Below are 19,290 nucleotides of genomic sequence, written 5' to 3'. Positions count from 1 at the left end.
TCTGAGGGGAAGACGTTCACCAGATGCCGGACCGACGCCGCCGTACGGACCTCCTGTTGCCGCGGGAGCGCCAGTCCACGGACGACAACAACCCCTTCGCCCCTCCGCCCGAGGGGCGGCCCGACCAGCCGTGGCAGCCCCGGCGCCCGGCGAACGACGGTTCCTCCGGCTCTCCCGACGACTCGTCCGGATCGGGATCCGGCCAGGGTTCCGGTTCCTCCGACCCGTCCGGCTCCGACGACCGTCCCGTGTGGGGCAGCCAGTGGAGCAGCCGCCAGCCGGGCCGCTCCCCGGGCGGCTTCGGCGGCCGCCCCGAAGGCCAGAACCAGCAGAACAGCGGCGGACAGCAGGGCCCCGAAGGCGGACCTCCCAGCACGGGCGGCATGCGCTGGGACCCGACCGACCCGTCCCAGCGCCGGGCGCGTTACGCACTGCTCTCGGGCATGTGGGCGTTCTTCTTCGCCCTGTTCGACTTCCCGGAGATCGCGCTGCTGCTCGGCGCGCTCGCGCTGTACTGGGCGATCAGCTCCCTGCGTGCCAAGCCCCAGCGCCGCCCGGCGGACCCGACGGTCGCGCCGCCGGCCACCCCGCAGGCGCCGCAGACCCCGAACCGCTCGCAGATCACGTCCGCCGTCAGCGGTCTGGTGATGGCGAGCATCGCCCTGGTGATCGTGGCCGCGTCCTTCACCGCGCAGCTGGTCTACCGGGACTACTACACGTGCGTGAACGACTCGCTGACGAAGACCGGGCAGCTGGCCTGCAACGACAAGCTGCCCGACCCGCTGCGCGGGGTCATCGGCGTCAAGGAGTAGCTGGCGGACCGGAGTCGTCCCGGTCCGCGTCCCCAGAGCCCGCGGGCCTGTCCGGCAGAGCATCGGGCAGCAGGGCCGGGAGCTCGGGGCTCGGCCGTGCGGCGTCCGCCCCGGCAGTGCCGGTATCCGCACGATGGTCCGTGGGGTTCGTCGCAGGGCTGGTCGTGGAAACTGCCCCGGGGTCTTCCCTACGGTCGGCTGCCGGGGAGTCCGCCTTCTCGCCGTCCGCCTTGGCGCGGTCCGTGCCGAGGGCAACACTCGACAGTCCGGGGGCCTTGGGCCACGGGCTCAGCGGCACGGCCCACGGCGCGCGGTCGTCGCGGTCCGATCCGGTGGCGTCCCCGGCCCGTTGCCCGGCCCCTTCCGAGGACTCGTCGGATGTCCCGGCCGTACCGTCCGGCGACGCGTCGGTCTTCCGGGACCCGGTGGGGAACTCCGGCAGGAAGTCGTACGGGTCGAACTCCGCGTCGTCCATGTCGGCCATGTCGGCCACCTCCACGCCGCCCGCACCGACGGGCGCAGATGCCGCGGGTCCCGGCACAACGGCAGCCGGAACCGGTGACCCGTCGGCCCCTGCGGCCCTGCCCCGTACCCGCCAGGCCCGCAGCCCCAGGGCCACCGGCACCGCGACGACCGCCGACCACACCAGCGCGGCCGCGCCCGTCAGCCACCACACCGGGCCGAACGCCGTCAGCCGTCCCGTACCGAGCGGCCCGCCGGCTGCCGCCGCGAGGACACCTGTCAGTACGCCGCAGACCATCGCACCCTGCAACGCCGCCAGCGCGGTCTCACCCATCCCCCACGCCGTCGCGCGGTTGCCGTGGCGGGGCGCGGCCCGGTCCGCGGTGAAGTGGGCGACGATCAGCGCCGCGGCCAGCGGCACGGCCGCAGCGGCCCAGTTCAGCGGCGTGCCGGGCCCTTCGGCCGGCACCGCGGCGACCAGCGGGAAGTGCGGCAGCGCGGGGTCCCCGGTGAGCGCCAGCGGGGTCGCCGTCGCTCCCGTGCCGAGCGCGAAGCCCGGCCCCAGCCCGTACGCGGCGGCCCACACGGCCGCGTTGGGGACCAGCGTCAGCCCGAGCATCAGCACCGCGAGCCGCCCCGACCACACGTCCGCGAGGTGCAGGAACGAGTCCTGCGTGGCGTCCGCGTTCCACACCATCGAGGCCGCCACCAGCAGTGCGCCACCGCCCAGAAGGGTCAGCGCACCGGCCGCCCCGGACCGCACGGCGACAGCCACCCGCGTACGGGCGAGCTCCTTCCGCAGCCGCGCGGGCACCCACTCCGGCAGCGGACCGCCCGGACGGCCGCTCGCCGTCCACACCCCGGCCCCCACCGCCGCCAGGGTCACCAGCGGCAGATGCAGCACGGCGCTCAGCAGATCCGGCGCCAGTGGTCCGCCCGCCGCGTAGACCGTGGCAGCCGCGCCGACCAGCAGATATCCCAGCGTGACCGCACACAGCGCTCCCCGCGCCGACGGGCGCGGCCGGTCGTCGGCGGGCAGCAGACCGTCGCGGGCCGCCCGGTGCGCCAGCCAGGCCGGCAGCACGACGAGCAGCAGCGGCACGATCCCGATGGGCGCCGGTTGCCCGGAGAGGGTCTCGGAGCGGACGAGTTCCGCGCCGTGGGCGAGCAGCCACAGCCCGGCCGCGACATGCAGCGCCCCGTTCGGACCACTGTCCGGATACGGCGAACTGATCCACAGCGCGATCACCAGGACGGCGAACGTACCGAGCCCGAGTCCGGCCGCGATCGCCCCGCGCACGAGGCAAGCGGCCAGCGCGGGCCGCCGGCCGCCCTGGAGCAGCACCGGAGCCGAGAACGGAGGGCTGTGATCGGTCGTCTGGGTCACGCGGCCATGCTGCCAACGACACGCGCTTTATCCACGTAACGGGCGAATAGTCGTTGTGTCGCTCAATATACGTTTATGTACTTTTCCGCAGAGTGCTGCGCTTCGGGGAGCCGGTCATGACCCAGAGCACGACACGCTCCGGTTCGAGCATTCCGCTGCCCTCCCCCAAGGAGCGCCGCAGGCTGCGCGAGGCGAAGTCGATGAGCGAGCAGGAGATCGCCACCGCCGTCGGCGTCACGAGAGCCACGATCCGGTCGTGGGAAACGGGCCGCAGCAGCCCCCGGGGGCGCAGGCGTGAGGTGTACGCCAAGCTGTTGACCGACCCGGACCCGGCTCCCGGGTCGGAACCGGAAGCGGAACCGGAACCGGCGTCGGGGCCGCATCCGGAACAGGAGACGGTGTCGGGGCGACAGCCCTCCCCCGCAGCCCGGCCGCGGAGCACGTCACCGGGCACCTCCGCTCCGGAGACCGCCCCGGTCACGGCATCTGCGACGGACATCGAACAGCCTCCGGAGACGGCCGGGGACCCGGTGCCGGTCGAACCGACGCCGGTGCGGACGGCGTCGGCAGCGGACCCCGAGCCCGGCGGCACCACGGCGGAGATGCCGCCGGTGGCCGGGGACAGCGGTTCCGGCGGCGAAGACGCGGGCAATGTCGAGTCCCGGCCCGACGACGCGGGCAATGTCGAGTCCCGGCCCGATGACGCGAGCGAAGGCGGGTACCGGCCTGATGGCGCGGGCGACGCCGGATCAGGCGCCGACGTCGCGGGTGAAGGCGGGTCCGGCCCGGCCGGCGGCGGGAGCGAGCCAGCCATGGCCCCGGCAGCGGAGACCGCGGCCGGCACGGAGCCCCTGGACAGGCGACCCGTGTCCACCCCCGCCGAGGCCTTCGACGCCCTGTACACGTACAGCGCCCCCGGCCTCGTACGCCAGGCCTATCTGCTCACCGGCCGGCGCAGACTCGCCCACGAGTCCGTCGAGCGCGCCTTCCACCTCGCCTGGCAGCGCTGGCCCGAGGTGGCCCGCGACCGCGACCCGGCGGGCTGGGTGCGGGCGGCCGCGTACGAGTTCGCCATGTCCCCCTGGCAGCGGCTGCGGCCCGTCCACCGGCACCCCGACAACCCGCCGCTCGTCGAGAGCGAACAGCGCGAACTGCTCGAAGCGCTGCTGGAGCTGCCGCCCGCCTACCGCCGCACCCTCGTGCTCTACGACGGCCTCGGCCTCGACCTGCCCGACACGGCCGCCGAGACGGAGGCGAGCACTCCCGCGGCGGCGAACCGTCTGCTGCACGCGCGCGAGGCCATCGCCGAGCAGCTCCCCCACCTCAGCGACCCCACGGTCCTGCGCAATCAGCTGATCGCGCTCGCGAACGCCGCTCCCGTGCCGCAGCTCAACCCGCCCAGGGCCGTACGGACGACCAGCGAGCGCCGGGCCTGGCTGTGGACACGGGCGGCGCTCAGCGTCACCACGCTGATCATGGGCGCCACGGGCTTCACCCTGGCCACCGCGCCGACGCAGTACGAGCCGGCGGTGCCTCCCGGCCATCAGGTCGGCGGGGTACCACCGCTCGCCGGACCGCAGCCGATCAACCCGCGCAATCACATGCTGCGCGAGAAGCTGCTGTCCGAGCCTGTCCACGGCCCGGAACGACTCGTACCGACCATCCCGTAGGAGGGCGGCCGTCACCGGGCCGGCCCGAGTGCGGCCGGGAACGCGGACGGGCCCGCGCCTCGTCATGAGGCGCGGGCCCGTCCGTGCGTTCGGCAGAGATTCAGGCGGTGATGATCAGCCGCCGAGGATCTCGCGTGCGAGCTTGGCCGTCTCGGTCGGCGTCTTGCCGACCTTGACGCCCGCGGCCTCGAGGGCCTCCTTCTTCGCCTGCGCCGTGCCGGACGAGCCGGACACGATGGCACCGGCGTGGCCCATCGTCTTGCCCTCGGGGGCGGTGAAACCCGCGACGTAACCGACGACCGGCTTGGTGACGTTGGCCTTGATGAAGTCGGCCGCACGCTCCTCGGCGTCGCCGCCGATCTCACCGATCATCACGATCAGCTCGGTCTCCGGGTCGGCCTCGAAGGCCGCCAGAGCGTCGATGTGCGTGGTGCCGATGACCGGGTCGCCACCGATGCCGACGGCGGAGGAGAAGCCGATGTCACGGAGCTCGTACATCATCTGGTAGGTCAGCGTGCCGGACTTCGACACGAGACCGATGCGGCCGGGCTTGGTGATGTCGCCCGGGATGATGCCGGCGTTGGACTGGCCGGGGGTGATCAGGCCGGGGCAGTTCGGGCCGATGATCCGGGTCTTGTTGCCCTTGCTGGTGGCGTACGCCCAGAAGGCGGCGGAGTCGTGCACCGCGATGCCCTCGGTGATGACGACGGCCAGCGGGATCTCGGCGTCGATCGCCTCGACGACGGCGGCCTTGGCGAAGGCCGGCGGCACGAAGAGCACGGAGACGTCCGCCCCGGTCTTCTCCATCGCCTCGGCGACGGAGCCGAAGACGGGCACCTCGGTGCCGTCGAAGTCGACGCTGGTGCCGGCCTTGCGCGGGTTCACACCGCCGACAATGTTGGTGCCGTCGGCGAGCATGAGCTTGGTGTGCTTCATGCCGGTGGCGCCGGTCATGCCCTGGACGATGACCTTGCTGTCCTTGGTGAGGAAGATAGCCATGACTGTGGTGTCCCTCGTCCCTTACTTCGCAGCCGCGGCGAGCTCGGCGGCCTTGTCGGCCGCGCCGTCCATGGTGTCCACGCGCTGCACGAGCGGGTGGTTCGCGTCGGAGAGGATCTTGCGACCCAGTTCCGCGTTGTTGCCGTCGAGGCGCACGACCAGCGGCTTGGTGACTTCCTCGCCCTTGGACTTCAGCAGCTCCAGGGCCTGGACGATGCCGTTGGCGACCTCGTCACAGGCGGTGATGCCACCGAAGACGTTGACGAAGACGGACTTGACGTCCGGGTCGCCGAGGATGATCTCGAGACCGTTCGCCATCACCTCGGCGGAGGCGCCGCCACCGATGTCGAGGAAGTTGGCGGGCTTGACGTTGTTGTGCGCCTCACCGGCGTACGCCACGACGTCGAGGGTCGACATGACCAGACCCGCGCCGTTGCCGATGATGCCGACCTCGCCGTCGAGCTTGACGTAGTTGAGGTTCTTGGCCTTGGCGGCAGCCTCGAGCGGGTTGGCTGCGGCGTGGTCCACGAACTCCTCGTGGCCCGGCTGCCGGAACTCGGCGTTCTCGTCGAGCGAGACCTTGCCGTCGAGGGCGATGACACGGCCGTCGGCGACCTTGGCCAGCGGGTTGACCTCGACGAGGAGCGCGTCCTCGGCGATGAAGGTCTTCCACAGCGTCACGAGGATCTCGGCGACCTGCTCCGCGACCTCGGCCGGGAACTTCGCCTGCGCGACGATCTCGCGGGCCTTCTCGAGGGTGACACCCTCGTTGGAGTCGACCGGGACCTTCGCGAGGGCCTCGGGGGTCTTCTCCGCGACCTCCTCGATGTCCATGCCGCCCTGGACGGAGGCCATGGCCAGGAAGGTGCGGTTGGTGCGGTCGAGGAGGTACGAGACGTAGTACTCCTCGGCGATCTCGGGCGCGGTCTCGGCGATCATCACCTTGTGGACCGTGTGGCCCTTGATGTCCATGCCGAGGATCTGACCGGCCTTCTCGACCGCGTCGTCCGCGCCGTCGGCCAGCTTCACGCCGCCGGCCTTGCCGCGGCCACCGACCTTGACCTGCGCCTTGACGACCGACTTGCCGCCCAGACGCTCCGTAGCCTCGCGCGCCGCCTCAGGCGTGTCGATGACTTCACCGGCCAGCACCGGTACACCGTGCTTGGCGAAGAGGTCCCTCGCCTGGTACTCGAACAGGTCCACGCGCGTCCGTCCCTTTTCTCATCATCGCGGTTCGTTGTCTGCGTGGGCGTGCCGCGAAGGGCAACGTGACTGCGGTGTCACAAGGAAGGCGTACACGGTGTCCGGGCACGCGGCATGTCCGCCTCGCAGGTTATCCCCGTGGAACGTGGCTCCCTAAATTGCAGCTCACAGATGAGCGGTGATAACAGTCACAGATCGCACCATCGGCCGCGCGAACAGATCGCACCGTCGGCCACGCCACCGACAGATGCCTGCGGACACCTTCGGGGGACGCGCCCTGAGCCGGGCGGCCCTCACCCCAATGAGGACCGCCCGATGACCCGGCCCGGGCCGTTGTTTCCTTGCTGCCCACCGGGTCGGCAAGGTATTCGCCCGGGTATCCGGCGATTTCGACAGATGCCGCCGAATCCGTGCCGGATCTGTCCGTAGACCGGACCGATCTGTCAGATGCCGTCTCAGATGCCGTACGACGGGGCTGCCGGGACATAGCTCGGCGTCACGGCGGAGACCGCGCCCTGGACGCCGTCGACGGCGTTGCCCGCGAGGGGGTGGACGTCGTCGGTGACGGCGCCCGTCAGGTCGTGGGCGAAGGGCTGTACGCCGGAGAGGGCGGCACCCGCGAACGGCCGCACGTCCCCGGTCATACCCTGCGCCAGGCTCCCCGCGCTGCCGCCGACGCCGTGCGCGACCGGCTGCACGTGGGAGACGACGGTGTCGACCACCGGCCGGACCGAACCGGCCACACCGCCGGCGAATGGGCCGACCTCGGAGACGACGCCCCCGGCCAGGGGCTGGACGCCGGAGACGATGCCGCCCGCGAACGGCGACACCTCGCCGACGACACCGCCCGCGAGGACACCCGCGTCACCCACGGCCCGGTCGGCCACGGGGAGAACCGAGTCGACGGCGGTGGCGGCGACGGGCGGGAGCACGGCGGTGGCCGTCTCGTCGACGACGGGACCCGTGGCACCGACCGTGCTCCGGACCTGCGCCTGCGCGTCGGCCGGGACCCGCTCGAGCTCGGGAGCGAAGTCGGACAGAGGACCGAAGAGGTAGTCGATCTCCCCCTGCGCCTCGGCGGCGGTGCGCTCGGCGTCGTGCTCGGCGTCGTGGACGAGGCGCTGGGCGGTCGGCTCGAGATCCCGGGCCTCGGGGAGGTCCTTCACCTCGGGGACGACCGTCTCCGGGGCGGCGGGTGCCTCGGGGACCTCCGGGGCCGCCGGGAGCTCGGCCGCCAGGTCCGGCGTGGAGAGCGGCACGGAGACGGGCAGCTCGTCGGCGCTGGCCATGGCGGTCCCGAGCGCCCACATCCCGGAGGCGGTGGCTGCTACGGCTATGGAACGGCGAATGTTCTTGTTCATGCTGGCTTCTGATCCTTCGAAAGCGTTCGGCTGTCCGGAGTCGTCCGGACGGCGGGCAGACCTGTCCCACCCCCGCGCGGGAGGTCTCGAGTTGGGGAAGGGCTGCCCTAGCCGGGGAATTCGAGGATGTCGCCGGGTCGTTCACGCGTCGGCTCACCGGCCGCCGCCCGGACCGCACCGGGCGACGGCGCGAAGGCCGTACCGCCCGCCGTGTGCGTCGCCTGGTCGCCGGACCGCGGTGTGTGGCTGTCGCCGGACTGCTGGAGCGCCCCGGGCACGATGCCGCACGGCTTCCCGGGCGCCTGCCCGGGCGCGGGCGCCGGGGCAGGGTCGTCCGCCGTGGTCCGGGCAGCGGCAGCCGCACGGACGGAACGGTCCGCGCCGAAGGCCCGGTGCGCGACCGTCGCCGCCGGAGTCTCGGCCGTGGGTCCGCATGGACCCGCGGGGAACGCGGGGTTGAGCGCTGAGTTGTCGACGGAGGGGAGCTGCGGTGCTGTGTGCGGCTCGTTGCCGTCGAGGGGCGGCGTGCCGAGAGGCGGTGTCAGGCCCTCGGGAAGGCCGGGCGCGTGGGGAAGGCCAGGCGTCCGGGCCAGGATCGGCGTCAGCGGCGCGGCGAGCGATTCAGCAAGCGACGTGACCAGGGGCTCAGCGAGCGGCTCGACGATGGACCGGTTCAGCGGCCGCGTGAGAGGTCGGGCGGTGTCGCGAGCGGTGACCCGCTCCGGCACGACCACCTGCCGTACAGGCCGCAGAGCTTGAGCCTGCTTCGGGGCGTCCGTGGCCGGTACGGGCTCGGCCCGGTCGGCGGACTTCGACGCCCCCGAGGCTTCCGAGGGCCCCGAAGTCGCCGCACCGCGCACGACGTTTTCTGCCGCACCGCGCATGTCCTGTGCCGCGCCGGCCCCAGCTGTCGTCACCGACTGTGCGGGGCCCGCCGCCTCCGCCGCGTGCGCCTGGCCCCCGTAGAGGAACCCCACCGTCAACAGGCCGCCGAGGAACAGCAGCACCCGCAGCAGCCGCCCCCGCACCACATGCCGCTGGACCGCCGTACGGCGCACTACGCGCAGAACGGCAGTAGCGGAGGGCGCAGCTGCGGCAGACACGGCGAGAGACCTTCCCCATCGGCGGAAGCGGACGTTCCGCGTCGATCGGGGACGATGCTCGCACGTTCCTCCCGGGGCTGCGCAAGCCCCCTGTTACTGATGAGCCACCATGTCCGGTATGGGCAGTGGCCGTTTCTCGATCGCGGCCGCCATCACGTCCGGGAAAAGGTCGGGCGTACAGGCGAAGGCCGGTGCGCCCAGCGCCGAGAGTGCCGCCGCATGCTCCCGGTCGTACGCCGGCGTCCCTTCGTCGGACAGGGCGAGCAACGCGACGAACTGCACACCCGACGCCTTCATCGCGGCCACCCGTTTGAGCATCTCGTCCCGGATGCCGCCCTCGTACAGGTCGCTGATCAGGACCACCACCGTGTCGGCGGGCCGGGTGATCTGCGACTGGCAGTACGCCAGCGCCCTGTTGATGTCCGTGCCGCCGCCGAGCTGGGTGCCGAAGAGCACATCGACCGGGTCGTCCAACTGGTCGGTGAGGTCGACGACCGCGGTGTCGAAGACGACGAGCCGGGTGGCGATGGAGCGCATGGAGGCGAGGACCGCGCCGAACACCGAGGCGTAGACGACGGACGCGGCCATCGAACCGGACTGGTCGATGCAGAGCACGACGTCCTTCTTCACGGACTGCGACGCCCGCCCGTATCCGATCAGCCGCTCGGGTACGACCGTGTTGAACTCGGGCAGGTAGTTCTTGAGGTTCGCCCGGATGGTGCGGTCCCAGTCGATGTCCCGGTGCCGCGGACGGTTGATCTTCGCGGATCGGTCCAGAGCCCCGGTGAGCGTCGAGCGCGTCCGGGTCGCGAGCTGCTTCTCCAGGTCGTCGACGACCTTCCGCACGACGGCCCGGGCCGTCTCCTTGGTCGTCTCGGGCATCGCCTTGTTGAGGGAGAGCAGGGTGCCGACGAGGTGGGCGTCCGCCTCCACGGCCTCCAGCATCTCGGGCTCCAGCAGCAGCGTGGACAGCCCCAGCCGGTCGATGGCGTCGCGCTGCATCACCTGGACGACGGAACTCGGGAAGTACGTACGGATGTCGCCGAGCCAGCGCGCCACGGACGGCGCGGAAGCACCGAGCCCGGCCGAACGGCCGCGGCTGCGGTCGCCGGCGGGCCGTCCGCCGCCGTTGCCGTAGAGCGCGGTCAGGGCTCCGTCGATGGCCACGTCGGTCCCGGCCAGGGAGCAGCCCGTGCCGTCCGCCGACTCGCCGCCGAGGACGAGCCGCCACCGGCGCAGCCGCTCGTCGCCGGGCGTCGCCCCGGCCGCGGTCCGCTCCGTCGTGGACCCAGCGGTCGCTGTCACGTCGGTAGCCGTCACGTCGGTCGTCGCCGGACGAATCGTCGTCGCATCTGTCGTCGCCGGATCAGTCGTCCGGGTCATCGGCCCGCCCCCGCAAGGTCGTTGTCGTCGATTCCGAGCAGCATCCGCAGCACGGGCAGCACGGCGTCCGCGCGTTCCTCGTCCAGTCCGGCACCGAAGCCGGGCATCCCCGCCTGCGGCCGCGACGGACCGCCCGGCGCCGCGGCGGGTCCGCGGCGGACCAGCTCGCCGAGCGTGCGGCGCACGCCCGGCTCGTACGCGGAGAACGTGCGGCGCAGGAGCGGCAGTACATCGGTGAACGCGTCGGCCGGCACGCTCGTCAACCAGGCGTCGACCAGGCCGAGCAGGCGCTCGTCATGAACGAGGAGCATGCCGCCGCCCGACGCTCCTCCGACGAACCCCTCGATCCAGGCCGCGGCTTCGGCGGGCGGGGTGCCGAGCGAGAGGGCGAGGCTCATCAGCCGCGCGGCCTCGTCCTCCTCGAGCCGCCCGTCGTCCAGCAGCAGGCGGGCCGCCCGGCCGCGGATCACCCCCGGTACGGTGTCGCGGCCGGCGAGCCGGTGCAGCACCGACCCCCAACGGCTGCTCAGTTCGGCGGCCGTCGGCAGCAGCCCGATCGCGGTGTGGACCGCGTCCAGGTGGCCGCGCATCTCGGCGGCGCCGTCCGCGTCGAGATTCGTGCACGCGGGCGGCAGGCCGACACAGATCCGCTCGGCGAGCCCGGTGGCGACCTCGCCGAGCGCGGCGGTGTCGGTGGACCGCACGTCGCCGTAACGCAGCGAACGGGCGAGCGCGGGCAGCGCCTGGGCGAGGTGACCGACGTCGGCGTCGAGCGCGGCTCGGTCGGCGAGCGCCTTCATCACGACGGAGAGGGCGTCGGGCAGTTCGGCCAGCAGGCACTGCTCGGCGAGCGTGGTCACCTCGGCGAGGGCGGTCGCCGACACCGCCTTGCTCTCCGCCTTCGCCGTGGCGGCCGAGAGCACGGTGGTCCCCCACACGCCGGCCTCGGCGACCTTGACGAACAGCTCGGGCTCCCAGCGCAGCCGCCAGCTCTCGCGGAAGGTGCCCGTGCTGCCCCGCCCCGTCGCCGGCTCGCCCCAGCCGACGGACAACAGGCACAGCCGGTGCAGCAGCCGGCTCTTGGCCGCGTCGTTGTCCTTGCGCAGATCCAGCTCCACCTCCCGCTCCAGCGCCTCCGGCTTGAGCCGGAGACTGCGCTGGAGCCGGGTGAGGTCCCGCTGAAGGGGCACGGCGGGGGCGGTGTCCGGCACCTCGCCGAGCACGTCCCCGACGATGAGCCGGTCCCTGACCAGGTCGAGCGGCACGTCGGAGCCGTCGCACATGACAGCGCGGATCGCGTCGGTCGTCTCGGTCAGTCCGGCGAGGGGGCGGCCGCGCATGGCCGCGAGGGTCTCCGCCAGCCGGACGGCCTCGATGACATGGGCGGAGGAGACCATCCTGTCCTCGTCGCGCAGCAGCCGCGCGACCTTGGTCATCCAGCGCTCGACGGGACGGTCGGGCGCCTGGAACAGATGCCCGTACCAGCCGGGCGAGTCGATGCCCGCCCCGTACCCGCTGTGGCGGGCCAGCCGGCGATGGGTCCACGGCACCCAGGTCATCTCCGTCTTGAGCTTGGGGAGTCCCTTCAGCAGGGCCCTGTCGGCGGTGAGGGTGGTCTTCTCCGCGAGCGCCGGGACGTGCCAGGCGCCGCAGACGACCGCGACCTCGTCGCCGAACTCCTTGCGCGCCGTGCGCAGTTGAATCCGCATATGGGCCTCGCGGGCGAGGTCGCGGTCGTGCCCGCCGTGTCCGTACATCCCGCGCAGCGCGGCCATGGCCTCGCCGAGGGCGGCGAACGGCGCTCGCGGGTCGCCGTCGGCGCCGTCCGTGCCGCGGTGCTCGATGACGTCCTCCCACCACCGCTCGGGGTCGTCGTACCCCGCGGTCTCGGCGAGGACGGCGATGGGGTCGATGCGCATACCGGCGTCGGACGGCGCGCTGTCCGGGCCCGCTCCCGGCTCCCCCGGGACGGCATCCCACTCGGGGTCCCCGCTCCCGGCCGCCGACTCCTGTGGAGACGGCCGGTCCGACACCGGCTCGTGCGGCGACCGCTCCTGCGGCGACAGCTCAGCCGACGGTGCGCCGTCCGGCACCGCGTCCCACCCCGGGTCCGTCGAACCCACCGCCGGCCGTTCGGGATCGGCGCCCTCCAGCGGGCCGGGCTCCTCGGGACGGGCCCCGGCGGCCGCCTCCTCCTCCGCCGCGAGCGCCAGCGAATGCGCGGCCGGGAGGTCGATGAAGCGGACCGGGACGTCCCGGTCGAGCGCCCAGCGCAGGGCGACCCACTCCGGGGAGAACTCGGCCAGCGGCCAGAACGCCGCCCGCCCCGGGTCGTCCACGGCGTGGGCCAGCAGAGCGACCGGCGGCCGCATCTGCTCGTCCGCCGCGAGCGCCAACAGGGCGTCCCCCTCCGGCGGGCCCTCGATCAGCACCACCCGGGGCGAGGCCGCGTCCAGGGCCGCCCGCACCGCACGCGCCGAGCCCGGTCCGTGGTGACGGACACCGAGCAGCAGCGGGCCCGTCATGCGCTCACCTCGCGGCAGGCACGGTAGAAGTCCTTCCACCCGTCCCGCTCGCGCACCACGGTCTCCAGATACTCCTGCCAGATGACCCGGTCGGCCGCCGGGTCGCGGACGACCGCGCCGAGGATGCCGGCCGCCATGTCACCCGGCCGCAGCACGCCGTCCCCGAAGTGCGCGGCGAGCGCGAGGCCGCCGGTGACGACGGAGATCGCCTCGGCCGTGGACAGCGTGCCCGACGGCGACTTGAGCTTGGTGCGGCCGTCGGCGGAGACGCCTTCGCGCAGCTCCCGGAAGACGGTGACGACGCGACGGATCTCCTCCAGGCCCTCCGGCACGGCCGGCAGGTCGAGCGAGCGGCCCAGCTGGTCGACGCGCCGGGAGACGATGTCGACCTCCGCGTCCGACGTCGCGGGCAGGGGCAGCACCACGGTGTTGAACCTGCGGCGCAGCGCGCTGGAGAGGTCGTTGACCCCGCGGTCGCGGTCATTGGCCGTGGCGATGAGGTTGAAGCCGCGGACCGCCTGGACCTCCTGCCCCAACTCGGGTACGGGCAACGTCTTCTCGGACAGGATCGTGATCAGCGTGTCCTGAACGTCCGCGGGGATACGGGTGAGCTCCTCGACCCGGGCCGTCATGCCGTCGGACATCGCGCGCATGACGGGGCTGGGCACGAGGGCGTCGCGGCTGGGGCCGTGGGCGAGCAGCTGCGCGTAGTTCCATCCGTAGCGGATCGCCTCCTCCGGGGTGCCCGCCGTGCCCTGCACGAGCAGGGTGGAGTCGCCGCTGACCGCGGCCGCGAGGTGCTCGGAGACCCAGGTCTTGGCGGTGCCGGGCACGCCGAGCAGCAGCAGGGCCCGGTCGGTGGCGAGCGTGGTGACGGCGACCTCGACGATCCGGCGCGGTCCCACGTACTTCGGTGTGATCACCGTGCCGTCGGGCAGTGTGCCGCCGAGCAGATAGGTGGCGACCGCCCACGGCGACAGCCGCCAGTTGACCGGACGCGGCCGGTCGTCGGCCGCGGCGAGCGCCGCCAGTTCGTCCGCGAAGGCGTCCTCCGCATGCGGCCGCAGAGCCTCGGCGCCCGTGGCATTTCCGGTTTCGGACACGGTCATGCTTCCCCCTCCAGATCGTTCGATCCGATGTGGTTCCCACCGTGCACCATGCCACTGACAATCAACCGTCCTCGCAGGTCAGATGGGTTTGTCAGTGGCTGCCCGTAGCGTCGTCACCATGAATCAGCAGGGGGTGCGCTGGACGTCGGAACAGGTGCTGGCACTGGCTCCTGACGACGCATCACGCAAAGCGGGAAACAGGCTCGGCATGGCCGGGCCGTGGTCCGAAGCAGGCACGAGCGGCACGGGAGCGGTGTGGGGGCTGTGCAAGGGCAGTGGCAGCAGGCCGTATCAGACGGTCGTGGACACCACGGGGCCCGCGTACAAGTGCAGTTGTCCGAGCCGGAAGTTCCCCTGCAAGCACGCGCTGGGGCTGCTGCTGCTCTGGGCGGGGGACGAGAAGGCGGTGCAGGCCGGCAGCGCGCCGGACTGGGCCGAGGAGTGGCTGGAGGGGCGGCGCAAGCGCGCCGTGGAGAAGGAGGGGAGCGACGGGGACGCGGGGGCGCCCGCCAGGAGCGCCGACCCGGAGGCGGCCAAGCGGCGCGCGGAGCGCAGGGCCGGCCGGATCACGGCGGGTGCGACCGAGCTGGAGCAGCGGCTCGGCGATCTGCTCCGCGGTGGACTGGCGGCGGCCGAGCAGTCGGGGTACGGCCTGTGGGAGGAGACCGCGGCCCGCATGGTCGACGCCCAGGCGCCGGGACTGGCGGCCCGGGTGCGGGAGTTGGGCGCCATTCCGGGATCGGGGCCCGGCTGGCCGGTGAGACTGCTGGAGGAGTGCGCGCTCATCCATCTGCTGGACTCGGCGTGGCTGGGGATCGAGCGGCTTCCCCAGCCTCTGGCGGCGGCGGTGCGCACGCGCGTCGGTCTCACCTCGCCGGCCGAGGGCCCGGCGGTGCGCGACGCATGGATGGTCCTCGCCCAGTACGACACGTCCGACGGCAAGATCACCACACGCCGTACGTGGATGCACGGGCGGTCCTCCGGACGTACGGCGGTGATCCTCTCCTTCGGCGCGGCAGGCCGTTCTCCACAACTCGCCCTGCCGGTGGGGATGATGATCGACACCGAGCTGACTCCCCATGCGGGAGCGGGGCAACTGCGCGCTGACCTGGGCGAGCAGTTCGGCACACCGGTCCCGATCGCGTCACCGCCGCCGGGCGGTCCGGTGGCCACCGCGCTCGATTCCTATGGGCGCGCTCTGCGGGACGATCCGTGGCTGGATTCCTGGCCGGCGACCCTGACCGAGGTGATACCCGTCCCGGCCGGCGACGGATGGCAACTGGCCGACGCCGACGGTGAGTCGGCTCTGCCGCTGTCGCCCGGCACGCTGGGCCGGCCCGGGCTGTGGAAGCTCGTTGCGCTGTCCGGCGGCGGTCCGGTGACCGTGTTCGGGGAGTGCGGGCACGAGGGCTTCACTCCTCTCGCCGCCTGGTCCGACGACGCGGCCGAGACGGTTCCCCTCGTCTGAACTGTGAAGGTACGGAGGACGCCACCCATGACCAGCATCATCGACGACGCCCTGTGGGAAGAGCTCGTCACCTCGGCCCTGCTCGGCACCGACCGCCGCACGCCGCCGGAACCGGTGACGGCCACGGGCAGGGACGCACCCGCGGCACTGCTGGACGCCGCGGCGATCCACACCGTGCGGCGCAGGGCGGGTCTCGTGCCGGCCCAGGCGGCCGCCCGTCCGGAGCCCGCGCCGGACGACACCCGCCGGCACCTGCCGGTACCGGCCCGGCGCCGACTGGCACAGCTGCTGGCCGACCGTTCCGCTCCTTCCTCGGGAGGCCGCAGAGGCACGGCCCCCGACCTGACCGAGCTGTTGCCGCAATGGCTGGCCGCGGCCAACGAACAGGGTTACCGGGTACCGCCGCCCCTGCTGCCCGCGCTGCTGGACGCGGCCCGGGCCCGCACGGACCTGCGTCCGCAGGCACTCGCCTTCGCAGGGGCGCGCGGGCTGTGGCTGGCCCGGTTCAATCCGGAGTGGAAGTTCGCGCTGCGCGGCTCGTCGGGCGGCGGTGCCCTGCTGCCGGACCTCACCGACGAGGAAGCGGTCCAACGACTGTGGGAGGAGGGTCTGTTCGCCGAGCGGGTCGCGCTGCTGGCTGCCGTGCGGGCGCATGACGCGGGCCGGGCGAGGACACTGCTGGCCGGCACTTGGCCGACCGAACGGGCCGAGGACCGGCTGATGTTCCTCGACTCCCTGCGTACGGGACTGACGGATGCGGACGAGCCGTTCCTGGAGCAGGCGCTGACCGACCGCAGCCGCAATGTCCGGGCGACGGCGGCCGAACTGCTCTCCGCGCTGCCGCACTCCGCCCTGGCCGGACGGATGGCCGCACGGGCGGTGTCGTGCGTCGGACCGGACCGCAGCGGGGACGGCGGCAGCGCGTCGATAGCCGTGGAGGCGCCGCACGAGTGCGATGCGGACATGCAGCGCGACGGAGTGGTGCCCACCCCGCCGACGGGGCGGGGGGAGCGCTCGTGGTGGCTGGGCCAGCTGGTGGAGGCGGCGCCCCTGACCGTCTGGGCCGAGCGGCTCGGCGGGCGCACCCCACAGGAGATCGTCGCCCTGCCGGTCGCGGACGGCTGGGGCGAGGAGCTCCACGCGGCCTGGTGCCGGGCGGCCGTCCGCCAGCGGGACGCGGACTGGTCCCGGGCCCTGCTCGGCCCGCCGGGCACCCCGCCGCAGACAGGCCCCGGCACGTCGTCCCTGGCCGAGCGGTCGAAACTGCTCGCGACGCTGCCGGAGGAGCAGCGGGCGGCCTGGGTCGCGCAGTTCATAGCGGCGCACGGGCTGTCGGAGGCGTTCCAGCTGCTCGGCGTCTGCGAAGTCCCCTGGTCGGAGCCCTTGGGCCGCGCGGTGGTGGACGCACTCGACATCGCACGCGACGCGGGCAGCTATCCGTGGAGCTTCAGCGGGGTGATGGGTCTGGCGGAGCGCTGCCTGGATCCCGCGGAGGCGAGCCGTCTCGACCTGCTGACGGCGACCCCGGACGAGGTGGAGGGGGCGTCACCGGGGGCGGGGGGCTACTGGTCGGAGGCGTTCCAGCGCCTGGTGTCGACGCTGCGGCTGCGGGAGGCGATGCGGCAGGAGCTGATGCCATCGGTGTAGCGGGACCCTGTCGCGGGCCGGCCCGTCATGGACCGGGAACCCGGGTCGGGCCGGTCCGTCACCGGCCAGGACACCGAGGCCGGCCCGTCACCGACCCACGACACCGGGGCCGGTCCACCCGTCCTCGACCGGTGACGGGGGCGCGATCCGCCACAGAACGTGACGGAAGCGGCTCCGGCCCGTCCGGCCGTCACCCACAGCAACCACCCCGACAGAAGCAACCTCGGTAGGTCGCCCACCGCTCCCCCGGTTGTACGGCCCACGGCACCCGGCACCCGGTCGTACGGCCCACGGCGCTCCGGCCGCACGCCCGCCCTGGGACACCCATTCCGACCGCCCGTGATGCTCAGCCATGGGGCCGTTCGGGTCACGCTCCGGCGGGCTCGCGGACGTTCGCGTTGACCCAGTCGACGATCGACGTCGTCGTCGCGCCCGGCGTGAAGATCTCCGCCACACCGAGCTCCTTCAGCGGTGCGATGTCCGCCTCCGGGATGATGCCGCCGCCGAAGACCTTGATGTCCTCCGCCTCGCGCTCCTTCAGGAGCTCGATCACCTTGGCGAACAGGGTGTTGTGGGCGCCCGAGAGGATCGACAGACCGATCGCGTCCGCGTCCTCCTGGATCGCCGTGTCCACGATCTGCTCGGGCGTCTGGTGGAGCCCGGTGTAGATGACCTCCATACCCGCGTCGCGCAGCGCTCGCGCGATCACCTTGGCCCCGCGGTCATGGCCGTCGAGCCCCGGCTTGGCCACCACTACGCGGATCGGACCGGTCACACCCATCACTGCCTCCACACCTGACTCCGTCGTCAGTGAACGAACGTTATCTCCAGCATCCCGCACCCGACCGTTTCGCGGAGGTCAGCGAGGGGGAAATCACACATGGGACAAGTTCGCTAAGCGTCGTACCCGTACCGGGCGGCACACAAGCCGTCCACGGGGACGATCACAAGGGAGCCGCTTCAGGGTCGTACCTCCCCTGCCGTCAGCCGCGCGGCACCGGGGTACGGCACCTTTGCCTTTGGCCCGCCGCCGTCCCCGGTGTCGATACCGGCATCCGGCGACGGGCCAAAGGCACAAGGTCGTACCTGCGGAGGCCCCATGAGGGCACACGGGGGACGGTGTCGTCTCCAGCGTGCCGTACGGAGGTCGGCCCATGACGGCGGTGCCCTTCATTTCCCTGAGTCTGCGCCCCGTGCGCCACCTGCGAAGCCTCTGCAACCTGAAAGTGCCTGTCACCTTTCTCCAGGCCACCGCCCTCGAGCTGGCGATCCTCGCCGGGCATCTGCTGCTCTACCCCTCCGGGCTGTTCGCCGAGCGCCCCGGCCCCGGCCACCCGCAGGACCGCGAACCCGGACCGGCAGGCGACGGGAGCCGCCGGTCACCGGACGAGGGCGCCTGCAACCCGCGCCCGCTCGATGCCGAGCCGGCGTCCGAGCTCGAGTGCGGGCCCGCACCCACCGCCACGCCACTGCCGACCGGCGCGGTGCCCGCCCCTCCGCCCGCGGTACTGCTCCACGGCTTCGTCGACAACCGCTCCGTCTTCGTCCTGCTCCGCCGCTCGCTGGCCCGCCACGGCTGGCGCCATCTGGAGTGCCTCAACTACTCCCCGCTGACCTGCGACATCCGCACCGCCGCCGAGCTTCTCGGCCGGCACATCGAGGAGATCTGCGCCCGTACCGGCCGCGGCGAGGTCGACATCGTCGGGCACAGCCTCGGCGGACTCATCGCCCGCTACTACGTGCAGTGCCTCGGCGGCGACCAGCGGGTCCGCACCCTCGTCACGCTCGGCACCCCGCATTCCGGCACGACCGTCGCCCCGCTCGCCAGTGCCCATCCGATCGTGCGGCAGATGCGCCCCGGCTCGGCCGTGATCGAGGAGCTGCGCGGCCCCGCGCCCGGCTGCCGTACGCGCTTCGTGAGCTTCTGGAGCGACCTGGACCAGCTGATGGTGCCCGTCGAGACGGCCTGTGTGGACCATCCGGACCTCATCGCCCAGAACGTGCGAGTCAGCGGAATCGGCCATCTCGCCCTGCCGGTCCACCCTGCCGTCGCCGCCGGCATCCGGCAGGCACTCGAGACGAGCACGTCGTCGGCGGACGCGTCCGGAGCCGTTTCGGTTGCCTGAGTCGCGGCCTCAGCGGTGACAGATTGTCGAACGTT

14 protein-coding genes are annotated in these 19,290 nt (G+C 72.8%); 5 read left to right on the top strand and 9 right to left on the bottom strand.

What is annotated here, in order from left to right; translation table 11 throughout:
* The first annotated feature begins 23 nt into the window (after window positions 1–23).
* A complete protein-coding gene (locus tag ACFWU3_RS01020) occupies window positions 24–812 on the top strand; it encodes a hypothetical protein (RefSeq protein ID WP_384429225.1) in 789 nt (262 codons plus the stop codon).
* Here the strand turns inward: ACFWU3_RS01020 and ACFWU3_RS01015 are convergent.
* Window positions 802–2,661, bottom strand: coding sequence for a DUF6350 family protein (locus ACFWU3_RS01015; RefSeq protein ID WP_384429222.1), 1,860 nt, complete (start codon window positions 2,659–2,661; stop codon window positions 802–804). The two genes, ACFWU3_RS01020 and ACFWU3_RS01015, sit on opposite strands and share 11 nt — an antisense overlap.
* A 116-nt stretch (window positions 2,662–2,777) precedes the next feature.
* Between ACFWU3_RS01015 and ACFWU3_RS01010 the strand changes: the two genes are divergently transcribed.
* Window positions 2,778–4,331 (top strand): sigma factor-like helix-turn-helix DNA-binding protein, encoded by a 1,554-nt coding sequence (locus ACFWU3_RS01010; RefSeq protein ID WP_384429219.1) that lies wholly within the window; start codon window positions 2,778–2,780, stop codon window positions 4,329–4,331.
* A gap of 114 nt (window positions 4,332–4,445) precedes the next feature.
* Here the strand turns inward: ACFWU3_RS01010 and sucD are convergent, their stop codons facing one another.
* The 7 genes from sucD to ACFWU3_RS00975 form a co-directional block, all read right to left on the bottom strand.
* Entirely contained in the window at window positions 4,446–5,330 is an 885-nt protein-coding gene (gene sucD / locus ACFWU3_RS01005; protein WP_313944591.1) for a succinate--CoA ligase subunit alpha, read from the bottom strand.
* Window positions 5,331–5,351: 21 nt separating this feature from the next.
* Window positions 5,352–6,533: an ADP-forming succinate--CoA ligase subunit beta gene (gene sucC, locus ACFWU3_RS01000; RefSeq protein ID WP_313944592.1), complete on the bottom strand. Its 1,182-nt coding sequence runs from the start codon at window positions 6,531–6,533 to the stop codon at window positions 5,352–5,354.
* 455 nt (window positions 6,534–6,988) lie between these two features.
* Window positions 6,989–7,894: a hypothetical protein gene (locus tag ACFWU3_RS00995; RefSeq protein ID WP_384429215.1), complete on the bottom strand. Its 906-nt coding sequence runs from the start codon at window positions 7,892–7,894 to the stop codon at window positions 6,989–6,991.
* A gap of 107 nt (window positions 7,895–8,001) precedes the next feature.
* Complete coding sequence (locus ACFWU3_RS00990; RefSeq protein ID WP_384429212.1) at window positions 8,002–8,997, bottom strand: hypothetical protein; 996 nt, start codon at window positions 8,995–8,997, stop codon at window positions 8,002–8,004.
* A gap of 93 nt (window positions 8,998–9,090) precedes the next feature.
* Entirely contained in the window at window positions 9,091–10,380 is a 1,290-nt protein-coding gene (locus tag ACFWU3_RS00985) for a vWA domain-containing protein (protein ID WP_384429209.1), read from the bottom strand.
* Window positions 10,377–12,905: a DUF5682 family protein gene (locus ACFWU3_RS00980; protein ID WP_384429206.1), complete on the bottom strand. Its 2,529-nt coding sequence runs from the start codon at window positions 12,903–12,905 to the stop codon at window positions 10,377–10,379. The genes ACFWU3_RS00985 and ACFWU3_RS00980 overlap by 4 nt, the downstream gene beginning before the upstream one ends.
* Window positions 12,902–14,014 carry an AAA family ATPase gene (locus ACFWU3_RS00975; protein WP_384429203.1) on the bottom strand — a complete coding sequence of 371 codons (1,113 nt, stop codon included), beginning with the start codon at window positions 14,012–14,014 and terminating at the stop codon, window positions 12,902–12,904. The genes ACFWU3_RS00980 and ACFWU3_RS00975 overlap by 4 nt, the downstream gene beginning before the upstream one ends.
* Before the next feature lie 118 nt (window positions 14,015–14,132).
* Here ACFWU3_RS00975 and ACFWU3_RS00970 point away from each other — a divergent pair, with 118 nt between their 5' ends.
* The gene (locus ACFWU3_RS00970) at window positions 14,133–15,482 is read left to right on the top strand and encodes an SWIM zinc finger family protein (protein ID WP_384429200.1); all 1,350 of its coding nucleotides are present in this window, start codon (window positions 14,133–14,135) and stop codon (window positions 15,480–15,482) included.
* A gap of 27 nt (window positions 15,483–15,509) precedes the next feature.
* A complete protein-coding gene (locus ACFWU3_RS00965) occupies window positions 15,510–17,129 on the top strand; it encodes a DUF5691 domain-containing protein (RefSeq protein ID WP_384429197.1) in 1,620 nt (539 codons plus the stop codon).
* Window positions 17,130–17,496: 367 nt separating this feature from the next.
* Here the strand turns inward: ACFWU3_RS00965 and ACFWU3_RS00960 are convergent, their stop codons facing one another.
* A complete protein-coding gene (locus tag ACFWU3_RS00960) occupies window positions 17,497–17,910 on the bottom strand; it encodes a cobalamin B12-binding domain-containing protein (RefSeq protein WP_313944600.1) in 414 nt (137 codons plus the stop codon).
* A 373-nt stretch (window positions 17,911–18,283) separates the two neighbouring features.
* On the opposite strand from ACFWU3_RS00960, the gene ACFWU3_RS00955 reads away from it, so the two are divergent.
* Complete coding sequence (locus tag ACFWU3_RS00955; RefSeq protein ID WP_384429194.1) at window positions 18,284–19,255, top strand: esterase/lipase family protein; 972 nt, start codon at window positions 18,284–18,286, stop codon at window positions 19,253–19,255.
* Window positions 19,256–19,290: the final 35 nt, after the last annotated feature.

It is taken from the genome of Streptomyces sp. NPDC058685 (genome assembly GCF_042714725.1).
Taxonomy (GTDB): Bacteria; Actinomycetota; Actinomycetes; order Streptomycetales; family Streptomycetaceae; genus Streptomyces.
This window is presented reverse-complemented; position numbering and strand designations above follow the sequence as displayed.

What these genes read in the sequence shown, in the direction of transcription:
- ACFWU3_RS00980 (WP_384429206.1), bottom strand. Translation starts at nt 12,905, where the DNA reads ATGACGGGCCCGCTGCTGCTCGGTGTCCGTCACCACGGACCGGGCTCG.
- ACFWU3_RS00985 (WP_384429209.1), bottom strand. Translation starts at nt 10,380, where the DNA reads ATGACCCGGACGACTGATCCGGCGACGACAGATGCGACGACGATTCGT.
- ACFWU3_RS00955 (WP_384429194.1), top strand. Translation starts at nt 18,284, where the DNA reads ATGACGGCGGTGCCCTTCATTTCCCTGAGTCTGCGCCCCGTGCGCCAC.
- ACFWU3_RS00995 (WP_384429215.1), bottom strand. Translation starts at nt 7,894, where the DNA reads ATGAACAAGAACATTCGCCGTTCCATAGCCGTAGCAGCCACCGCCTCC.
- ACFWU3_RS01020 (WP_384429225.1), top strand. Translation starts at nt 24, where the DNA reads ATGCCGGACCGACGCCGCCGTACGGACCTCCTGTTGCCGCGGGAGCGC.
- sucD (WP_313944591.1), bottom strand. Translation starts at nt 5,330, where the DNA reads ATGGCTATCTTCCTCACCAAGGACAGCAAGGTCATCGTCCAGGGCATG.
- ACFWU3_RS01010 (WP_384429219.1), top strand. Translation starts at nt 2,778, where the DNA reads ATGACCCAGAGCACGACACGCTCCGGTTCGAGCATTCCGCTGCCCTCC.
- ACFWU3_RS00975 (WP_384429203.1), bottom strand. Translation starts at nt 14,014, where the DNA reads ATGACCGTGTCCGAAACCGGAAATGCCACGGGCGCCGAGGCTCTGCGG.
- ACFWU3_RS00960 (WP_313944600.1), bottom strand. Translation starts at nt 17,910, where the DNA reads ATGGGTGTGACCGGTCCGATCCGCGTAGTGGTGGCCAAGCCGGGGCTC.
- ACFWU3_RS00970 (WP_384429200.1), top strand. Translation starts at nt 14,133, where the DNA reads ATGAATCAGCAGGGGGTGCGCTGGACGTCGGAACAGGTGCTGGCACTG.
- ACFWU3_RS00965 (WP_384429197.1), top strand. Translation starts at nt 15,510, where the DNA reads ATGACCAGCATCATCGACGACGCCCTGTGGGAAGAGCTCGTCACCTCG.